The sequence below is a fragment of the Brachybacterium subflavum genome, assembly GCF_009299795.1.
In the GTDB taxonomy this organism is placed as follows: domain Bacteria; phylum Actinomycetota; class Actinomycetes; order Actinomycetales; family Dermabacteraceae; genus Brachybacterium; species Brachybacterium subflavum.
Window position 1 is genome coordinate 18,252 of sequence record NZ_VIGP01000001.1, and the last position, 15,245, is coordinate 33,496.

The 15,245-nt window shown below is 71.8% G+C and carries 15 protein-coding genes and 1 pseudogene; 10 read left to right on the plus strand and 6 right to left on the minus strand.

The window, feature by feature from the left end:
* Nucleotides 1–13 precede the first annotated feature (13 nt).
* From FHG10_RS00075 to FHG10_RS00085, 3 genes are all read right to left on the minus strand, one after another.
* Nucleotides 14–946 (minus strand): carbohydrate ABC transporter permease, encoded by a 933-nt coding sequence (locus tag FHG10_RS00075; RefSeq protein ID WP_152351320.1) that lies wholly within the window; start codon nt 944–946, stop codon nt 14–16.
* Nucleotides 943–1,785, minus strand: a complete 843-nt coding sequence (locus tag FHG10_RS00080; protein ID WP_227487926.1) for a carbohydrate ABC transporter permease — start codon at nt 1,783–1,785, stop codon at nt 943–945. The genes FHG10_RS00075 and FHG10_RS00080 overlap by 4 nt, the downstream gene beginning before the upstream one ends.
* A gap of 94 nt (nt 1,786–1,879) precedes the next feature.
* Entirely contained in the window at nt 1,880–3,334 is a 1,455-nt protein-coding gene (locus tag FHG10_RS00085; protein WP_152351321.1) for an ABC transporter substrate-binding protein, read from the minus strand.
* A gap of 184 nt (nt 3,335–3,518) precedes the next feature.
* On the opposite strand from FHG10_RS00085, the pseudogene FHG10_RS18480 reads away from it, so the two are divergent.
* The 3 genes and pseudogenes from FHG10_RS18480 to FHG10_RS00095 all read left to right on the plus strand — a co-directional run.
* Nucleotides 3,519–3,899, plus strand: a pseudogene (locus FHG10_RS18480) (helix-turn-helix domain-containing protein); the annotation flags it as partial.
* Nucleotides 3,900–3,923: 24 nt separating this feature from the next.
* Nucleotides 3,924–5,681: a LacI family DNA-binding transcriptional regulator gene (locus FHG10_RS00090; RefSeq protein WP_227488009.1), complete on the plus strand. Its 1,758-nt coding sequence runs from the start codon at nt 3,924–3,926 to the stop codon at nt 5,679–5,681.
* 420 nt (nt 5,682–6,101) lie between these two features.
* Nucleotides 6,102–7,664, plus strand: coding sequence for a GMC family oxidoreductase (locus tag FHG10_RS00095; protein ID WP_193636134.1), 1,563 nt, complete (start codon nt 6,102–6,104; stop codon nt 7,662–7,664).
* A 51-nt stretch (nt 7,665–7,715) separates the two neighbouring features.
* Here the strand turns inward: FHG10_RS00095 and FHG10_RS00100 are convergent, their stop codons facing one another.
* On the minus strand, nt 7,716–8,369 hold the full coding sequence (locus FHG10_RS00100; RefSeq protein ID WP_152351324.1) for a hypothetical protein: 654 nt from the start codon (nt 8,367–8,369) through the stop codon (nt 7,716–7,718).
* A gap of 141 nt (nt 8,370–8,510) precedes the next feature.
* Between FHG10_RS00100 and FHG10_RS00105 the strand changes: the two genes are divergently transcribed.
* The gene (locus FHG10_RS00105; protein ID WP_152351325.1) at nt 8,511–9,146 is read left to right on the plus strand and encodes a TetR/AcrR family transcriptional regulator; all 636 of its coding nucleotides are present in this window, start codon (nt 8,511–8,513) and stop codon (nt 9,144–9,146) included.
* Nucleotides 9,147–9,158: 12 nt separating this feature from the next.
* Here FHG10_RS00105 and FHG10_RS00110 read toward each other — a convergent pair whose 3' ends face one another.
* Nucleotides 9,159–9,491 carry a winged helix-turn-helix transcriptional regulator gene (locus tag FHG10_RS00110; RefSeq protein ID WP_152351326.1) on the minus strand — a complete coding sequence of 111 codons (333 nt, stop codon included), beginning with the start codon at nt 9,489–9,491 and terminating at the stop codon, nt 9,159–9,161.
* A 102-nt stretch (nt 9,492–9,593) separates the two neighbouring features.
* On the opposite strand from FHG10_RS00110, the gene FHG10_RS00115 reads away from it, so the two are divergent.
* Entirely contained in the window at nt 9,594–9,812 is a 219-nt protein-coding gene (locus FHG10_RS00115; protein ID WP_152351327.1) for a 2-hydroxymuconate tautomerase, read from the plus strand.
* 18 nt (nt 9,813–9,830) lie between these two features.
* Here the strand turns inward: FHG10_RS00115 and FHG10_RS00120 are convergent, their stop codons facing one another.
* Entirely contained in the window at nt 9,831–10,490 is a 660-nt protein-coding gene (locus tag FHG10_RS00120; RefSeq protein WP_152351328.1) for a YitT family protein, read from the minus strand.
* A 144-nt stretch (nt 10,491–10,634) separates the two neighbouring features.
* Between FHG10_RS00120 and FHG10_RS00125 the strand changes: the two genes are divergently transcribed.
* The 5 genes from FHG10_RS00125 (at nt 10,635) to FHG10_RS00145 (ending at nt 15,238) form a co-directional block, all read left to right on the plus strand.
* Nucleotides 10,635–11,081, plus strand: a complete 447-nt coding sequence (locus tag FHG10_RS00125) for an ArsR/SmtB family transcription factor (RefSeq protein WP_152351329.1) — start codon at nt 10,635–10,637, stop codon at nt 11,079–11,081.
* 98 nt (nt 11,082–11,179) lie between these two features.
* Nucleotides 11,180–12,412: a FecCD family ABC transporter permease gene (locus FHG10_RS00130; protein ID WP_152351330.1), complete on the plus strand. Its 1,233-nt coding sequence runs from the start codon at nt 11,180–11,182 to the stop codon at nt 12,410–12,412.
* A gap of 29 nt (nt 12,413–12,441) precedes the next feature.
* Nucleotides 12,442–13,503 carry an ABC transporter substrate-binding protein gene (locus tag FHG10_RS00135; RefSeq protein WP_152351331.1) on the plus strand — a complete coding sequence of 354 codons (1,062 nt, stop codon included), beginning with the start codon at nt 12,442–12,444 and terminating at the stop codon, nt 13,501–13,503.
* Complete coding sequence (locus tag FHG10_RS00140; RefSeq protein ID WP_193636135.1) at nt 13,500–14,369, plus strand: ABC transporter ATP-binding protein; 870 nt, start codon at nt 13,500–13,502, stop codon at nt 14,367–14,369. Before FHG10_RS00135 ends, FHG10_RS00140 begins: the two co-directional genes overlap by 4 nt.
* Nucleotides 14,366–15,238 carry a class I SAM-dependent methyltransferase gene (locus FHG10_RS00145; RefSeq protein ID WP_227487927.1) on the plus strand — a complete coding sequence of 291 codons (873 nt, stop codon included), beginning with the start codon at nt 14,366–14,368 and terminating at the stop codon, nt 15,236–15,238. The genes FHG10_RS00140 and FHG10_RS00145 overlap by 4 nt, the downstream gene beginning before the upstream one ends.
* Nucleotides 15,239–15,245 lie beyond the last annotated feature (7 nt).

Sequence of the window (15,245 nt, forward strand, 5' to 3'; positions counted from 1 at the left end):
AGGATGATGCGGGTCAGTTCTTCACGGCACCGGCGATCCCCTCGACGAAGTAGCGCTGCAGGAGCAGGAACAGCAGCACGATCGGCACGAGGGAGATCGACGCGGCGGCGGCCAGCCCCGCCCAGTCCGTGGAGTTGGTCCCCTGGAACGCCATCATGCCGACGGCGAGCGTGCGGTTCTGCGGAGTGCTGAAGGTGAACACCAGCGGCAGGAAGAAGTTGTTCCAGCTCGCAAGGAACGTCAGCACCACCACCGTGGCCGTCACCGGTCCCGACAGCGGCAGCATGACCCGGAAGAAGACGCGCAGGAAGCCCGCTCCGTCCATCACCGCCGCCTCCTCGAGCTCCTTCGGGACGCGCGAGAAGAAGCCGACGTACAGCAGCACCGCGGCGACGTTCCCGCCTCCCGCGATCGCGAGCACCAGGCCGGTCCGCGTGTTCAACAGTCCGAGCAGGTCGCTGAGCTCTACGACCGGCACCACGAACAGTCCGGTGGGAATGAACATGGTCGCCACCAGCACCGCGAGGACGACCCTGCGCCCCAGGAACCTGAAGCGTGCGATCACGTAGCCCGCCATCGCGCACCGCACCACGACCAGCACGATGCTGCCGGCGGTGATCAGCACCGTGTTGAGCATGTACCCGGAGAAGTTCGCGTCCCGCCAGGCCCGCAGATAGTTCTCGGGGTGCCAGGAGTCCGGGAGCAGTCCGAGGCCGCCCGAGAAGATGTCGAGAGAATCCTTGAACGAGGCCGCCAGCACCCAGAGCAGCGGATAGATCCACAGCAGGCCCAGAGCTCCCAGGACGAGGGTCTGCGCCCATCTCCCGAAACGCCGCCGCCCGCGGCCGCGGGTTCTCGGATCCGATATCGGTCGGCCGTGGCTGCGTCCGGGCTCTCGACGGGCGGGGAGGTCCCGCGAGGGCTCCCGTGCCTGTGTGGTCGTCATCTCTGCTCCTGTCGTCGCTGTGCCAGTCGCATCACGAGCGTGAGCAGCACCATCAGCAGGACCGTCAGGACGCCGAAGGCGACCCCGATGGCCGATGCGTAGCCCAGATCCGGTCTGGCCGCGCCGAACGCCGTGTCGTAGATATAGACCTCGGTGGCAAGGGTGGAGAAGTACGGGCCGCCGCCCGTCATCGTGACCACCAGGTCGAAGATCTGCATCGTCTCGATGACGGTGAGGACCACGATGATCACCGCGAAGGGACGCAGCAGCGGCAGGGTCACATGGCGCAGCCGTGCGGCGGGCCCCGCTCCGTCGGTCTCGGCGGCTTCGAGGAGCTCGCGCGGAACGGTCTGCAGGGCGGCGAGCCAGTAGATCAGGGTGACGCCCAGCCATTTCCAGACGTGCACGCCCATGACCGCCCACAGCGAGGTCCGCGAACTGCCGAGGAAATCGACAGGACCGGCGCCGAAGATCGAGAGCACCTCGTTGATCGGGCCCGCCGACGGGTCCAGGACGAAGCCCATGACGATGCCGACGATCGCCGTGGTCGCGACGACCGGCACGAAGAACGCGGTGCGCAGAAGACCGGCGAGCGGCAGCCGAGGATTGTTGAGCACGAGTGCGAGGAGGAGCCCCGCTCCCACCCTCAGGGGCACCGTGACCACGATGATCAGCAGGGTGATCCACAGGGACTTCCAGAACAGCGGATCCGTCAGCAGGCGCCGATAGTTCTCGAGGCCGGTGAAGGAGCGCTCGAGGCCCAGTCCGCGCCACTCGAGCGTCGAGTACACCAGGCTCGAGACGCTCGGCCACACCGTGTACATCCCGAAGAGCACCACCGTCGGCGCCAGGAATACGTAGATCCAAAGGGAGGGCCGGCGTCGCCTCGGGACCGTGCGCGCGGCGGCGGGAGTCGCTCTCGCGGCTCCCGGCTCAGTAGTCCGTGACATCGTAGTCATCGCCGCTCCTGTACTCCTCGAAGATCCAGTCCTGCACGGACACGTCCCCACCGGCGCCGTTGACCACGTCGATCGCCCGGTCGCGCTCCGCCGACAGACGATCGTTGAAGCGGGTGAGCTCCTTCCCGAGGTCATCGATATCGCCGCCCAGGTACCCCTGGGTGATGTCACCGAGGTCGGGCCGGATGTCGTTCATCTCCGCGATCACGGAGCCCACGGCGGGGTTCCGCACCACGGGGCTGGGCGCTGTGCGCACGTTCTCCTCGAGCAGCCGCACGGCGCGCGAGTACAGAGCGGGGACCTCGGCCCTGTCCAGGGCGTGCGGGTCCGCCGGCGGCTGATCCATGTTCTCGGCGAGCGCCACGGCGAACTCCGGCCGGGTCAGCAGCGAGAACAGCTCCCCGACCTCCTCGCGGTGGTGCGACGTCCCCGCGCACCAGAACTGGCCGTCGGCGGGCGGCCGCGCCGTGAGTCCGTGCCCGTCGGGAGAGGGCGGGCCCGACACGCGCACACCCTCCATGAACTCGGCGAACTGGCCGTTCAGGACGCCTGCGTTCCAGGGGCCGTCGAGGAAGATCGCGGCCTCGCCCGACGCCCAGCGCACGCGCGCCTCCCGTGCGTCCAGAGAGGTGGACGCGGGGAGCATGAAGCCATCCGATATCAGCGAGTGCAGGAAGGCGAACGCCTCGAGGAAGCCTTCGTTCGCGAAGGGGAACTCCCCGGTCCTGGCGTCGGTGATCCCGTTCCCGCTGGATCCGACCATCGCCAGGCTCTGACCGGCGGACTGCGCGAGGTCCACCAGATGCTCCTGCATCCGATCCGAGTGGGCGAGCGGCGCCACCCACGGATGCTCCGTTCCGGAGGCCACGAGGTCGCTGCAGAGGGTCCGGAAGTCGTCCCACGTGCCCGGCAGATCCTCCGGTTCGTGGCCGGCCTTCTCCAGCAGCCGGGAGTTCGCCCACGTCAGGGTGGAGTTCTGGCGATGGCTGAAGATCGGGACGGTGAAGATCTTCCCGTCGAACGTGTGCACTCCCTCGAACAGCGACCCCTCCAGCCCGCGGCGCGCCCCGTCGCTGAGCTCCACGGGAGCGACCGTGCCCCGATCGACCAGGGACGCGGAGGGTGCGCCGAAGAGATTCGTGAACACGTCGGGGAGCTGGTCGCTGCCTTCGGCCAGCTGCAGCGCCTGCCCCATGCTGTCCGGGTTGTAGACCGTCCGCTCGACCGCGACGCCGGCGCTTCCCTCGAACTCGTCGAAGAGTCCGGTCAGTGCCGACTTCAGGGGGTCGAAGTGATCCCACCACTGCAGGGAGCCCGCCTCGCCGTGAGCGACGCCGCCGCGTGTCGAGGATCGTGCGCAGCCGCTCGCCGTCAGGGCGGCGCCGGCGGCGAACAGCGCGAGCGCGCCCCGTCGGGGAATCCTCTCCATCACAGCTCCTCCACCCGGTACATCGGTGTACTGCGAGGACCGTATGCGGTGCGCAACGGGCCGTCAATGCTCAAGAGGCAGAAAAAGGCCAGGCAGAAACACTATGTGCCACGCTCGCGTACGACGTATGTGTCAGTATTCGTGCAACAATGCTGTCGCGGAACAGAAGACGGAAAGGGGACGGATGGGACGGGGACCTGCGAAAGCGCTCGGACTGCGCTCGGGCGACGAAGAGGTGCTCTCGTCCGCCGTGAGGAGGGCGGCGCCGGCCGTCGCACGGCGGGCAGGGATCCTGCTGCTCGCGGCGCAGGGATTCTCGAATGCTGAGATCGCGACGATGGAGTCGACCAGTCGCGGAACCGTCATCCGGTGGAGGGCGAGGTACGAGTCGGAAGGGGTGGACTGCCTCGGAGATCGTCCGCGTGGAGGTCGCCCGCCCGTGGCTGACCCGCGGCACATCGTCCTGCGCACGCTGGAGCCGCCCCCGTCCTCGTCGGGAGCGCGGAGTTTCCGGTGGACCACGCGGTCGCTCGGGGCGGCGCTGGGCGTCAGCGCCTCGTCGGTCTCGAGGGCCTGGAGCCTCTACGACGTGAGCCCGGCGCGCGGCGGCGGGGTGCGGCTGCCCGGCCGTCCGGGGCTCACGGTCACCGCCGGAACCATCGTCGGGCTGGTCCTCGATCCGCCGCGGGCCGTGCTCGCCTTCGCGCCGGGCGGCTCGGAGCGCGGAGCGCCGCGACCCTCCGCCTCCGCGCCGACGCCGTCGGTGGCGCTCTCCCGCGCGGTGCGCGAGCACGCGGAACGCCTCGTGGACCCCTCGGGGAGCGTGTCGGGCGCGGGTCGCGTGGGCGAGTGCGCCCCGTCGGCCGATCTCGAGGTGCGGGCCGCACTCGAGGCGTTCGTGCGATCCGGGGCGCAGCTCGTCTGCACCGGCATCACGCCGCCGACCGATGGCACGGACGGCGGCGAGATCGCCGCGGTGGACACCTTCTCGCAGTGGCTCAGGGTGCTGGACGTGCTCGCCCTGGCCGCGCACCGATCCCGGTCCGGGGCGGCTCTGGGGCGGGCCGTGCGCGCGGTACGTGCCGCACGGCCCCGCGATGGCGCCCTGGTCTGGTCGGAGCTCGGTGCTGAGCACGGGGCCGAGGCGGAGTATCGTGCGGACCGAGGGGAAGGGGCGCCGACCTCGCCACCCGGGGAGAGGGCTCCCTCGGGCGCGTCGGCGGACCCGGCGCGACGCACCGCTCGCGCCCCGCAGGACGCCTCGGGCGCAGGTGGCACCGAGCACGGGGACGACCGCGTCGCGCGGCGCCCGATCATGAGTGACGTCGCCGCTCGAGCAGGCGTGTCGGTGAAGACCGTGTCCAATGTGCTCACCGGCGCGAAGCATGTCTCCGCCTCGACGCGTGCGCGCGTGGAGGAGGCGGTCGGCGCGCTCGACTACCAGGTGCATCCCGCAGCGCGCCAGCTGCGCACCGGCAGACCCCGTGCGCTCGTCCTGGCGCTGCCCGAGCTCGGGCTCAGCTACTTCGCACAGCTGGCAGAGCAGGTCATCGCCACGGCGGCCGCCCGGGGCCTCGGGGTCCTCGTCCAGACCACGGGCGGACGGCGCGAGCGCGAGCTCGCGGCGATCGACATGGCGCGCCATCAGGCCGACGGGCTGATCATCGCGGCGCACGGTCTTCGCGAGGACGACATCCGGCGGGCCTCGTCGACGGTCCCGTTCGTGCTCCTGGGGGAGGGGGTGCCCCAGCACCGGGTCGCCCAGATCACGATCAGCAATGCGGACGCGGCGAGCACCGCCATGCAGCACCTGCTCCGCACGGGACGACGCCGGGTCGTCCTGCTCGGCCTCGCCCATCGCGCCGTCGCCGAGGCGCGGGTCCGCGGCTGTCGCCGCGCTGCCACCATGCACGGTGCGCAGATCGCCCCGGCGCTCCTCGCGCCCGCCCCGCGCTGGGATCGCGAGAGCGGAGAGCATGCGATCCACGAGCTCCTCGACCGGGGCGCGCGCTTCGATGCGGTCATCGGGTTCAATGACGAGCTGGCGCTCGGCGCGCAGCGCTCCCTGCTCTCCCGTGGACACGATGTGCCCGGCGAAGCGGCGATCATCGGCTTCGACAACTCGGAGGACGCGCGCTACAGCACGCCCAGCCTCTCCTCCGTGGCCCCAGCGTTCGACGTCATCGCCGACGCCGCTCTGGAACTGGTGACGGGACACGGCCAGCGCACCCCGGAGAAGCAGGCCGGCGCGCCGGCCCGCCAGCACATCACCGCCCCTCATCGGCTCGTGGTGCGCGAGTCGACTGCGGGGGTCGTGGTGCGCTCGGGCGACGTTGAGCTGCGATGAACCGAGACTCCTGGGTCCGACCCGTCTTCACCGCGGCGCCGCCCGCATCCACCGCGCTCGCCGTGGCGGGTCGCCGTGCAACCGTTGACAGCCGTGGCTAACGGCCGTAACTTTACGGGCGTTGGCGCTCAATGCATCGCTGCACATCGAGCAGGATCACGCTCGAGCTCGCAGGGGCGAGGACCCTCGTGGGGCCGGAACGCGGTGCCGGCGATGCCATGCCCCGAGGGGAGCCCGTCGTGGTCCTCTCGGACTTCCCCTCCCACGCGCAGATTCACGTGGACCGGCTCCCGGATCCATCGGGAGCCCCGATCCCATCCCCACCATCGACAAGGCCGTCATCGACGTCATCGACGTCATCGCCGCATCTGCGGCGTGAACTCAACCGTCGTCGCACCCGTCAACGGAAAGGCCCCACCCATGACCACGGAGCACTACGACACGATCATCGTCGGCGCCGGAACCGCCGGCTGCGTGCTGGCCTCGAGGCTCAGCGAGGACGAGCACCAGTCGGTCCTGCTCCTGGAGGCCGCGGAGGCCGTGCCGGACGCGGCGACACAGACACCCGGATCGGCGTTCTTCGCGCTCACGCCTGATCGTCTCTATGCGAACGAGACGACCCCTCAACCGGGGCTGGGCGATCGCACCAGCGCCATCCCCTCGGGGCGAGGTCTCGGCGGAAGCGGTTCGGTGAACCTGCTCGCCTGGTTCGAAGGGCATCCCGACGACTACGACGCCTGGGCGGCCGCGGGAGCGACGCGCTGGAGCTGGCGCGATGTGGAACCGGTGTTCCGACGCTTCCGATCAGATGATGCCGGCACGTCGCATCACGCCAGGGGGATGCGCACGGAGAAGGCGCCCGACATCGAGCAGTCCCTGCTGGCGTTCGTCGCAGCGGGCGCGGAGCTGGGCCTTCCCCTCACCGAGGACTTCAATGCGGACCAGCGCGTCGGGGCGGGCCTCGTGACCGCGAACACCGAGAACGGCGTCCGGAGCGGCCCCGTCGACGGCTATCTCGCGGCGGCGCGCCACCGTGAGAACCTCGAGATTCGACAGGGCGTCCGCGTCGACAGGATCGTGCACGACGCCGACCTCGCACGCGCGGTGGTCCTCTCGGACGGCACCGAGATCGCTGCCGACCGCATCGTGCTGTGCGCGGGTGCTCTCCGGAGCCCTCAGCTGCTGATGCTCTCCGGCATCGGTCCCGCGGATCATCTTCGTGAACGGGGGATCGAGCCCGAGCTGGACCTGCCCGGGGTGGGCCAGAACCTTCACGATCACCCGCTCCTCATCCTGGCGTGGGAGATGCTCAGAGGGAACACGCTTCTGGACAGCGACACTCCCGCGAACCGCGCCGTCTACGAAACGCTCCGACGGGGCCCTCTCGCGTCCCTGCCGACCGTCGGCATGATGGTGCCCGGTCCCGGAGGGGGCGCCGCGGAATGGCAGCTGCTCCCATACCTGCTCGGACTCGATGAATCGATGAGCCCTCATTCGACCCCCGCGCTGAGCGTGACTCTCGGATTGCTGACTCCGCGGAGCCGTGGAGCTGTCACTCTCGCCTCGAACGACCCGGCAGCTGCTCCGCAGATCGATCCCCGCTATCTGTCCGATCCGAGTGATCTCGAGCGCCTGGTCGAGGGGGTGAGGTTCGTCGAGCGCCTGATGGCGAGCCCGGCGATGGCGGACTTCGCCGGTGAGCGCTTGAACCCCGGTCCATCCGATGGCCTCGAGGACTGGGTGGTCCGCACCATGGGCACCCAATGGCACCCTGCGGGCACATGCCGTCTCGGCACCGATCCCGGCACGGTCGTCGATCCGACTCTCCGCGTGCACGGCGTGAAGAACCTGTACGTCGCTGACGCGTCCGTGATCCCCACGGCGACCCGCGGAAACCTCCAGGCGCCCGTGGTGATGATCGCCGAAAGGGCAGCCGAGTTCATCCAGGAATCCACCCCAGGTGGTCATTCCCAAGATCGGTGACGGATCCTGCTCGGCCTCGCCCATCGCGCGGTCGCCGACGCGACGGGCTGCTCAGTTCCCCGCCGCATCCAGCAGCCAGTGGTACCGCAGACGCAGCGCCCGCTCCATGCTCGCGGCCGCCGCGGCGGCTCCCAGGGCGATGTTCAGCCACAGCGGGAGGGCGACGAGGGGATCGACGTGTCCGATCCGCTCCGCGACCGGCGGGATGCGCAGCACCGGCACTGCGATCTGCTGCAGCAGCAGGGCGACGCCCACCAGCAGCGCCACGGTCGAGACCGCGCCGACCATGCGGCTCAGGCCGGGACGTCGTCGCTCGAAGCGGGCGCGTCGACCCTCCGCCGAACGCGGATCCGGGACGAGCTGGTGCTCGGCGCCGTCGTCGGCGACGAAATGGCAGCGCTTGAGCCCGAACTGGCTGACCGCGACCTCGATCGCCCCGCCCTCGACGGGGAACACGGCGGGCGCGCGGGCGACCGCGTACTGGCGTCCGTCCCGGAACAGGTGCACCTTCACGTAGCCGTTGTCGTCGGTCTTCCACTGGCGCACGTCCACCGTGTACCGCACGGGGCGGCGGCCCCGATCCTCGAGGTCGAGATGGAACAGCGACCGTCCCAGCAGCTGCCACCAGCGGAACCGCTTGAGGGGACTGCCGTCCCCCGGATCGATCCGCTTGATCGCGCGCCGGCGCCGCCACTGCTCGAACATCGGGGTGCCTCCTCGGCACTTGGGTGCGGCCGGCTCGCCCGTCGGCCGGACATGGCGCGACGCTAGCACGCTGTACTAGTACGCTGTATCAGCAGAAAGTAGGGGGCGGGCCGACGGCGGGGACGAGAGGACGGGCCGGCGATGAGCGAGGGCGGGGGAGCAGTGGACGACCAGCAGGAGCAGAGCACGCGGGAGAGGATCCTCGCGGCGGCCGCCGCGATCCTCCGCGAGGACGGTGCCACGGCGCGCCTCAGCGTCCGCGCGGTCGCCGCCCGCGCGGGCGTGAGCGTGGGCTCCCTCCGCCATCACTTCCCGACCCAGCAGGACCTGCGGGACGAGGTGATGCGGCGCGTGCTGGACTGGATGATGCCGCGCAGCAGCATCGGCGACCGCTCGGTGCCCCCTCGGGACCGCCTCGTGCAGTGCCTGCTCGACGTGCTGGACCTCAGCGGCACGGGCGCGCGGGCCCGCGAGGCGATGGCGACGATGACCAGCACCTTCATCACTGCGGAGCAGACTGCGTCCGTGCGGGAGGCCTACCTGGCGACCCAGCGCGACGGTCAGAGGCGCACCGAGGACTGGCTGCGCGCGCTCGCCGAGGAGTGCGCGATCCCCGCCGAGGACATCCCGCGCCGCGCGCGCTTCCTCAGCACGGTGCTCGACGGCCTCTCGCTGGAGCGCGCGCTGCCCGCCGTCGACTCCCTCACGCAGGTCGAGTCCGAGGTGCTGTTGGCCGCCGCCGACGTCGCCCTCGCCCCTGCGGATCGCGACGGGTGAGGGGCGCCCCGCTCACCTGTCGTGGTGCCCGTGTCCCCACTCATGGAGCGCCGCGAACACCTCATCCAGGCTCCGACCGCGCTCGGTGATGCTGTAGGTGACCTGCGGCGGAGTCGTCGGGACGACATCGCGCGCCACGAGCCCCTCGGCCACGAGCCGCTTCAGCTCCGCCGACAGCACCTTCTGCGAGATCCCGTCGACCCGGCGCTGCAGGTCCGCATAGCGCCGCTCGCTCTGCAGCAGCTCGAACAGGATGAGCATCGTCCACTTCCCGCCGATCATGCCGATCGTGGTGCGCACGCTCTGCCCGCAGTAGTCCTCGCCGGGTGCTCCTGAATCGTCCATGTCCTACCTCGAGGTCGGTACCTGAGAAGAAAGTGCCGTCTTCCGCGTTCCGCGTCCTCCGCGCAGTCTGGTGCACACAGCACCCGACCGCCAGGAGGCATCATGCCGATCGTCCATCTCGACATCGTCCCCGAGCTCATGTTCGGAGACCGCCAGGAGCAGTACCAGAAGATCGCCGCGGGGATCACCGACACCATCGTCACCAGCACCGGCGCGCCCGCCGAATCCGTGCACGTGCTGATCCGCGAAGTCTCCGACGCGAGGTACTCCGTGGGCGGCGAGCTGCTGCGGGAGAGCATGAAGGGCGAGGGACGACCCTGATCTCGAGGGGACGAGTGCTCAGGCCCGATACCGCTCCGGGCGGTGGTTCAGCGCGAGCACCACGTTCAGGATCATCCCGCCGACGGCCGACAGCAGCACCCGCGGGACGTCGAGCACCAGCAGCGACAGCAGGATCACCGTGACGTCCATGGCCATCTGCACGTAGCCCGCGCGCAGTCCCGCGCGCTCCTGCAGGATCAGCGCGAGGATGTTGAAGCCGCCCAGGCTCGCCCGGTGCCGGAAGATGATGAGGAGGCCGACGCCCACCAGCAGGTTCCCGCCGATCACCGCGTAGACCAGCGGCACGTGCCCGAGCGCGAGGAACCGCGGGTGCACGAGGCTGAACAGCGAGATCAGCCCCACGCAGATCACGGTCCGCACCGTGAACGACCAGCCCTTCTTCCACAGCGCGAGCACGAAGAACGGCAGGTTCACCACCGCGAACAGGACGGCGAAGGGAACCGGGAGGGCGTGGGTGAGCAGCAGCGCGAGACCCGCCGTGCCGCCGGTGACCGCGCCCGCGCACTGCAGCAGGTAGAGGCCGAGCGAGGCGAGGAAGGTGCCCGTGATGACGCCGAGCACGTCCTCCGTCGGACGATGGGGGATGACGACGTCGATCGGCGGCGGGGGAGGGCCGGCCTCCGTCACGGGGCCTGAGGGGTCGGTGGCGCTGGGCATGGCGTCACCTTAGGCGGCGCACCGGCCGCGCCCGGTGGTTCCGGGCCGGCGGCGTACGGTCCTCCGGAACCGGTCGCGTCCGGTGGCCAGGGGCCGCCGTCCGCCGTCCGCGCACTCGGACGCGATCGGGGAGATCATGGAGCGATGGGCGAGGACAAGGACAGCACGGCGGAGCCTGAGCGCGAGGGCGCCCACGAGCCTTCACACACCCACGGCCACGACCACGCCCCCGTCGGCCCCGCGGCCCTCGAGGGCGAGCACGCCGTGCGCGCCACGGCCGAGCTGCTCGAGAGCGCGCAGGACCTCGATGACCTCGCGCGACGGCTCTCGGTGCTGGCCGACGCCCGCCGTCTGCGGATCCTCTTCGCCGTCCACGCGCATCCCGGCATCCGCAGCTCGGACCTCGCCCGGGTGACCGGCGCCCTGGAGTCCACGACCTCCCACGCCCTCTCCCTGCTGCGCGCGAACGGCTGGCTGCGCACCGAGCAGCACGGCCGCGAGGTGCGCTACCACCTCGCCGACCCCCTGGGTCATCGCATCCTCCACGAGATCGGCTCCACCCACCTGCCCGGGGTCGAGCACAGCTCCTGACCGCCTCCGCGCCCACCGGGGCGCGGGCCGCGCGCGGGCCGTGCCATCCGACGGCAACTCCTCGACCCCTCTCCCGATACTTGCAAGGATCTGCAACCATGACGCGACTCGAGGCACCGGGAACCACCGCGCAGCATCCCGGCGCGCAGCGCCCCGGGGCGTCCGGTCCGGCCGCCGCGCCTGACCCGCCCGCGACCGCCGGCCCGACCACGGCACCGGGACGGGCTGCGCCATCCGACCCGCTCGCGACCCCCGATCCGCCCGCGACCCGCGACGCGGACCCGCTCGGTGCCGCCCGACGCGCGCGTCGGGCCCGCCTCTGGACCCTCGCGCTCGCCGCGGCCACGCTGGTGAGCATCGTCGTGTGCCTCGGCATCGGCCCGGTCGCGATCCCGCCCCTGCGGGCCGCGGAGATCGTCCTCGCCCACCTCGGCCTGCCCGTCGACCCCCACGCCACCCCCGCGCAGGACTCGATCATCTGGGCGGTGCGCACCCCGCGGGTCGTGCTCGGGGCGGGCGTCGGCGCCTGCCTTGCCGTGTGCGGGGCGGCGCTGCAGGCCATGGTGCGCAACCTCCTCGCCGACCCCTACGTGCTGGGAATCTCCGGCGGCGCCTCGGCGGGCGCGGCCGCCGCGATCCTGTTCGGCGCGGGCGGCATGCTCGGGGCGGCGGCCCAGCCCGTGCTCGCCTTCGCCGGCGCGATGATCGCCGCGCTCGCCGTCCTCGTCCTCGCGCGCGCCCACGGCGCGGTGACCTCGCTGCGGATGCTGCTGGCCGGCATCGCCGTCGGCTACGTGCTCTCAGCGGTGACGAACCTGCTGATCTTCACCTCGGACTCCGCGGAGGGATCCAGGTCGGTGATGTTCTGGATGCTCGGCTCGCTCGCCCTGGGGCACTGGGACGCCTTCCTGGCGCTGGTCCTCCTCGCCGGGGTGCTGGGCACGCTCCTGCTCACCGTGCTCGGCCCGGTCCTCGACGCGCTCGCCGCGGGCGACGAGACCGCCTGGTCCCTGGGCATCCACCCCGATCGGGCCCGGGTGGGGCTGCTCGCCGTGGTCTCTCTGTGCACCGGGGCGGCCGTGAGTGCCGCAGGGGCCATCGGCTTCGTGGGCCTGGTGATCCCGCATCTGGCACGGCGGCTGGTGGGCGGCGTGCACCGCCGGATGCTGCCCGTGACCGCCCTGCTCGGGGCCCTCTTCCTGATCTGGGCCGACGCGATCGCCCGCATCGCGCTCGCCCCGCGCGAACTGCCCATCGGCGTCCTCACCGCCCTGGTGGGCGCCCCCTTCCTGGTGGTGCTCGTGCGCCGCCTGCACACGAGAGGCCTGTGATGCGCCGACGGACGACGCCCCGCCGAACGATGCCCCAACGGACGACGCCCGGGCGATCCCTGCCCCGCCGCACCGCGCTGCTCGCCCCGCTCGTGCTGGGCGCGCTCGGCGCCGGCGCGCTCACGGGATGCGACGACGGCGCGGCCTCCTCCGCGGCGGCCGACGGCTCCTCCGACGGCCAGGGCAGAACGCGCTTCCCCCTCGAGATCACCAACTGCGAGGCGCAGCTGCGATTCGACTCCGCCCCCGAACGCCTGGTCCTGCTCGAGACCGCTCCGGTCACGCTGCTCGACGGCCTGGGCGCGCTGGACCGGGTCGTCGCCAAGGCCGGCGTGTTCCCGGCCGCCTACTACCAGGCGGATCACTACGGGGACCTCGCCGAGCGGGTCGCGGCCATCGACGTCCTCTCCGACGACATCAACGGCGCCGGCCACCTGCAGATCAACCAGGAGGTCGTGATCGCCCAGTCCCCGGACCTCGTGCTGGGCCTGCCCGACGGCGTGACCCGCGAGGGCCTGGCCGCTGCCGGTGCACAGGTGCTCGTCCAGAACGTCTACTGCGGCGGTGCCGGCGCCGCCACCTGGGACGACCTCTACGACGAGGTGCGGCTGTACGGGAGGATCCTCGACCGCCAGGACGCCGCGGAGCAGTTCGTCGCGGCGCTCACCAAGCGCCTGGACGCCGCGCGCGAGGGCGCCTCCTCGCGGAAGCGGATGAGCGCCGCGGTCCTGTATCCGACGGTGGGCGGCGGACCCCTGTACACCTACGGGGCCGCCTCCATGGCCACGCCGCAGCTGGACGCCGTGGGCCTGGACAACGCCTTCGCGTCCTCGAGCGAGCGCGTGTTCGAGGTCAGCAGCGAGGCGCTGATCGACGCCGATCCCGAGCACCTCATCGTGCTCTACCAGGGAGAGGGCGACGGCTCCGACGTGCTCGCGGAGCTCGAGCGCAGCGCGGGCATCGGCGACCTCGGCGCGGTGCGCGAGGGACGCGTGCGCGCCCAGCTGTTCAACGTCACCGAGCCCGCGTCGGCCCTCGTCGTCGACGGCGCCGAGCAGCTCTCGCGCTGGCTCTCGGAGATCCACGCATGAGCACACGCAGGCGTACGGACACGGGCACGCGCAGGTACACGGGCACCGGCACGGGCACGAGCAGGGACACCGGCACGGGCACGAGCACGAAGCCCTCTGCCGTGCTCAGCGCCCACGGCATCCACCACGCCTTCGGGACCGCGGCGGTGCTGGACGGCGTGGACCTGTCCGTCGGCCCCGGCGAGGTCCTCGGCCTCGTCGGGCCCAACGGCAGCGGCAAGACGACGCTGCTGCGCGTGCTCACCGCCGCCCTGCGCCCGGACCGCGGCGAGGTGCTGCTGCACGGGACGCCGGTGCGCTCCCTCGGCGGGAGGGAGCGGGCGCGACGGCTCGCGGTCGTCGTGCAGGAGAGCGGCGGCGAGCTGCCGATGACCGTCGCCGACACGGTGCTGCTGGGGCGCGCGCCCCACCGCGGCCTGCGATCGCGTCCCGGCGAGGACCGCGAGATCGCCCGCGCGGCCCTCGAGCAGGTGGGCGCGCTCGCGCTCGCGAGCCGGGACCTGGCGACCCTCTCGGGCGGGGAGCGCCAGCGCGTGCTCATCGCCCGCGCGCTCGTCCAGCAGCCCGAGGTGCTGCTGCTCGACGAGCCGACGAACCACCTGGACGTCGGCTACCAGCACGAGGTGCTGCACATCGTGCGGGAGCTGGGGCTCTCGACCATCGTCGTCCTGCACGACCTCAACCTCGCCGCCCGGTACTGCGACCGGATCGCGGTGCTGCACGAGGGCCGGCTCCTGGCCGAGGGGACACCGGCCGAGGCGCTGCACGCCGCGTCGCTCGAGGAGGTCTACAGCGTCGGCGCCCAGGAGCTGCAGGCGCCCGACGGCACCGTACAGTTCCTCTTCCACCATCGGAGCAGCGCATGAGCGTGCAGGAGCGGATGAACGCGTACTGGTCCCGATGGGCCGACGAGTACGACGCCCAGCAGACCGCGCGCCTGCGCTCCGAGGACGCCCGACGGACCTGGCGGGACGTGTGGGAGCGAGCCCTCGCGCCCGCGGCGACACGCCCGGAGGTGCCCCGGGAGGCGCCCGCGCCTGCGGCAGCGCCCCGGAAGGCGGCCGCGGAAGTGGCCGTACCGGTGGCGCGCACCGGACCACCCCGCGTGCTCGACGTGCTCGATGTCGGCACGGGCAGCGGGAACGTCGCCCTCCAGGTGGCCGAGCTCGGCCACCGCGTGACGGGCATCGACCTCGCCCCGGGGATGCTCGAGCGGGCGCGCGCCAAGGCGACCGGCGGGCGGGTCCCGATCGCCGACGAGCGCGCCGCGACGTCGGTTTCACACTTCGCGACCGCTGACCTGCGCTTCCTGCCCGGTGACGCCGTCGCCCCGCCCTTCGCCACCGGCAGCTTCGATGCGATCGTCAGCCGCTACGTGCTGTGGACGCTCCGGGACGCGGGTGCGGCCCTCGCGGCCTGGCGCGATCTGCTGCGGCCCGGCGGGATCATCGCGGCCGTCGACTCCGCCTGGTTCCCCGCAGGCCAGGACCTCGGGGAGGGACTGGCGGGGGAGCGACAGGCGGACTTCCGGCACGCCTACGGCGATGGGACGCTCGAGGATCTGCCACTGGCCGCCGGACGCGAGGACCAGGTGCTCTCGGCCCTCGAGTCCAGCGGATTCACGCAGGTGACGGTGACCCCGCTGCAGGAGGTGCTGGACCTGGACCGCCGCCAAGGAGTCGCGCCCGGGCACCACCCCCAGCTGCAGATGCTGTATCGGGCGATGCGCACGTAGCGGGGGC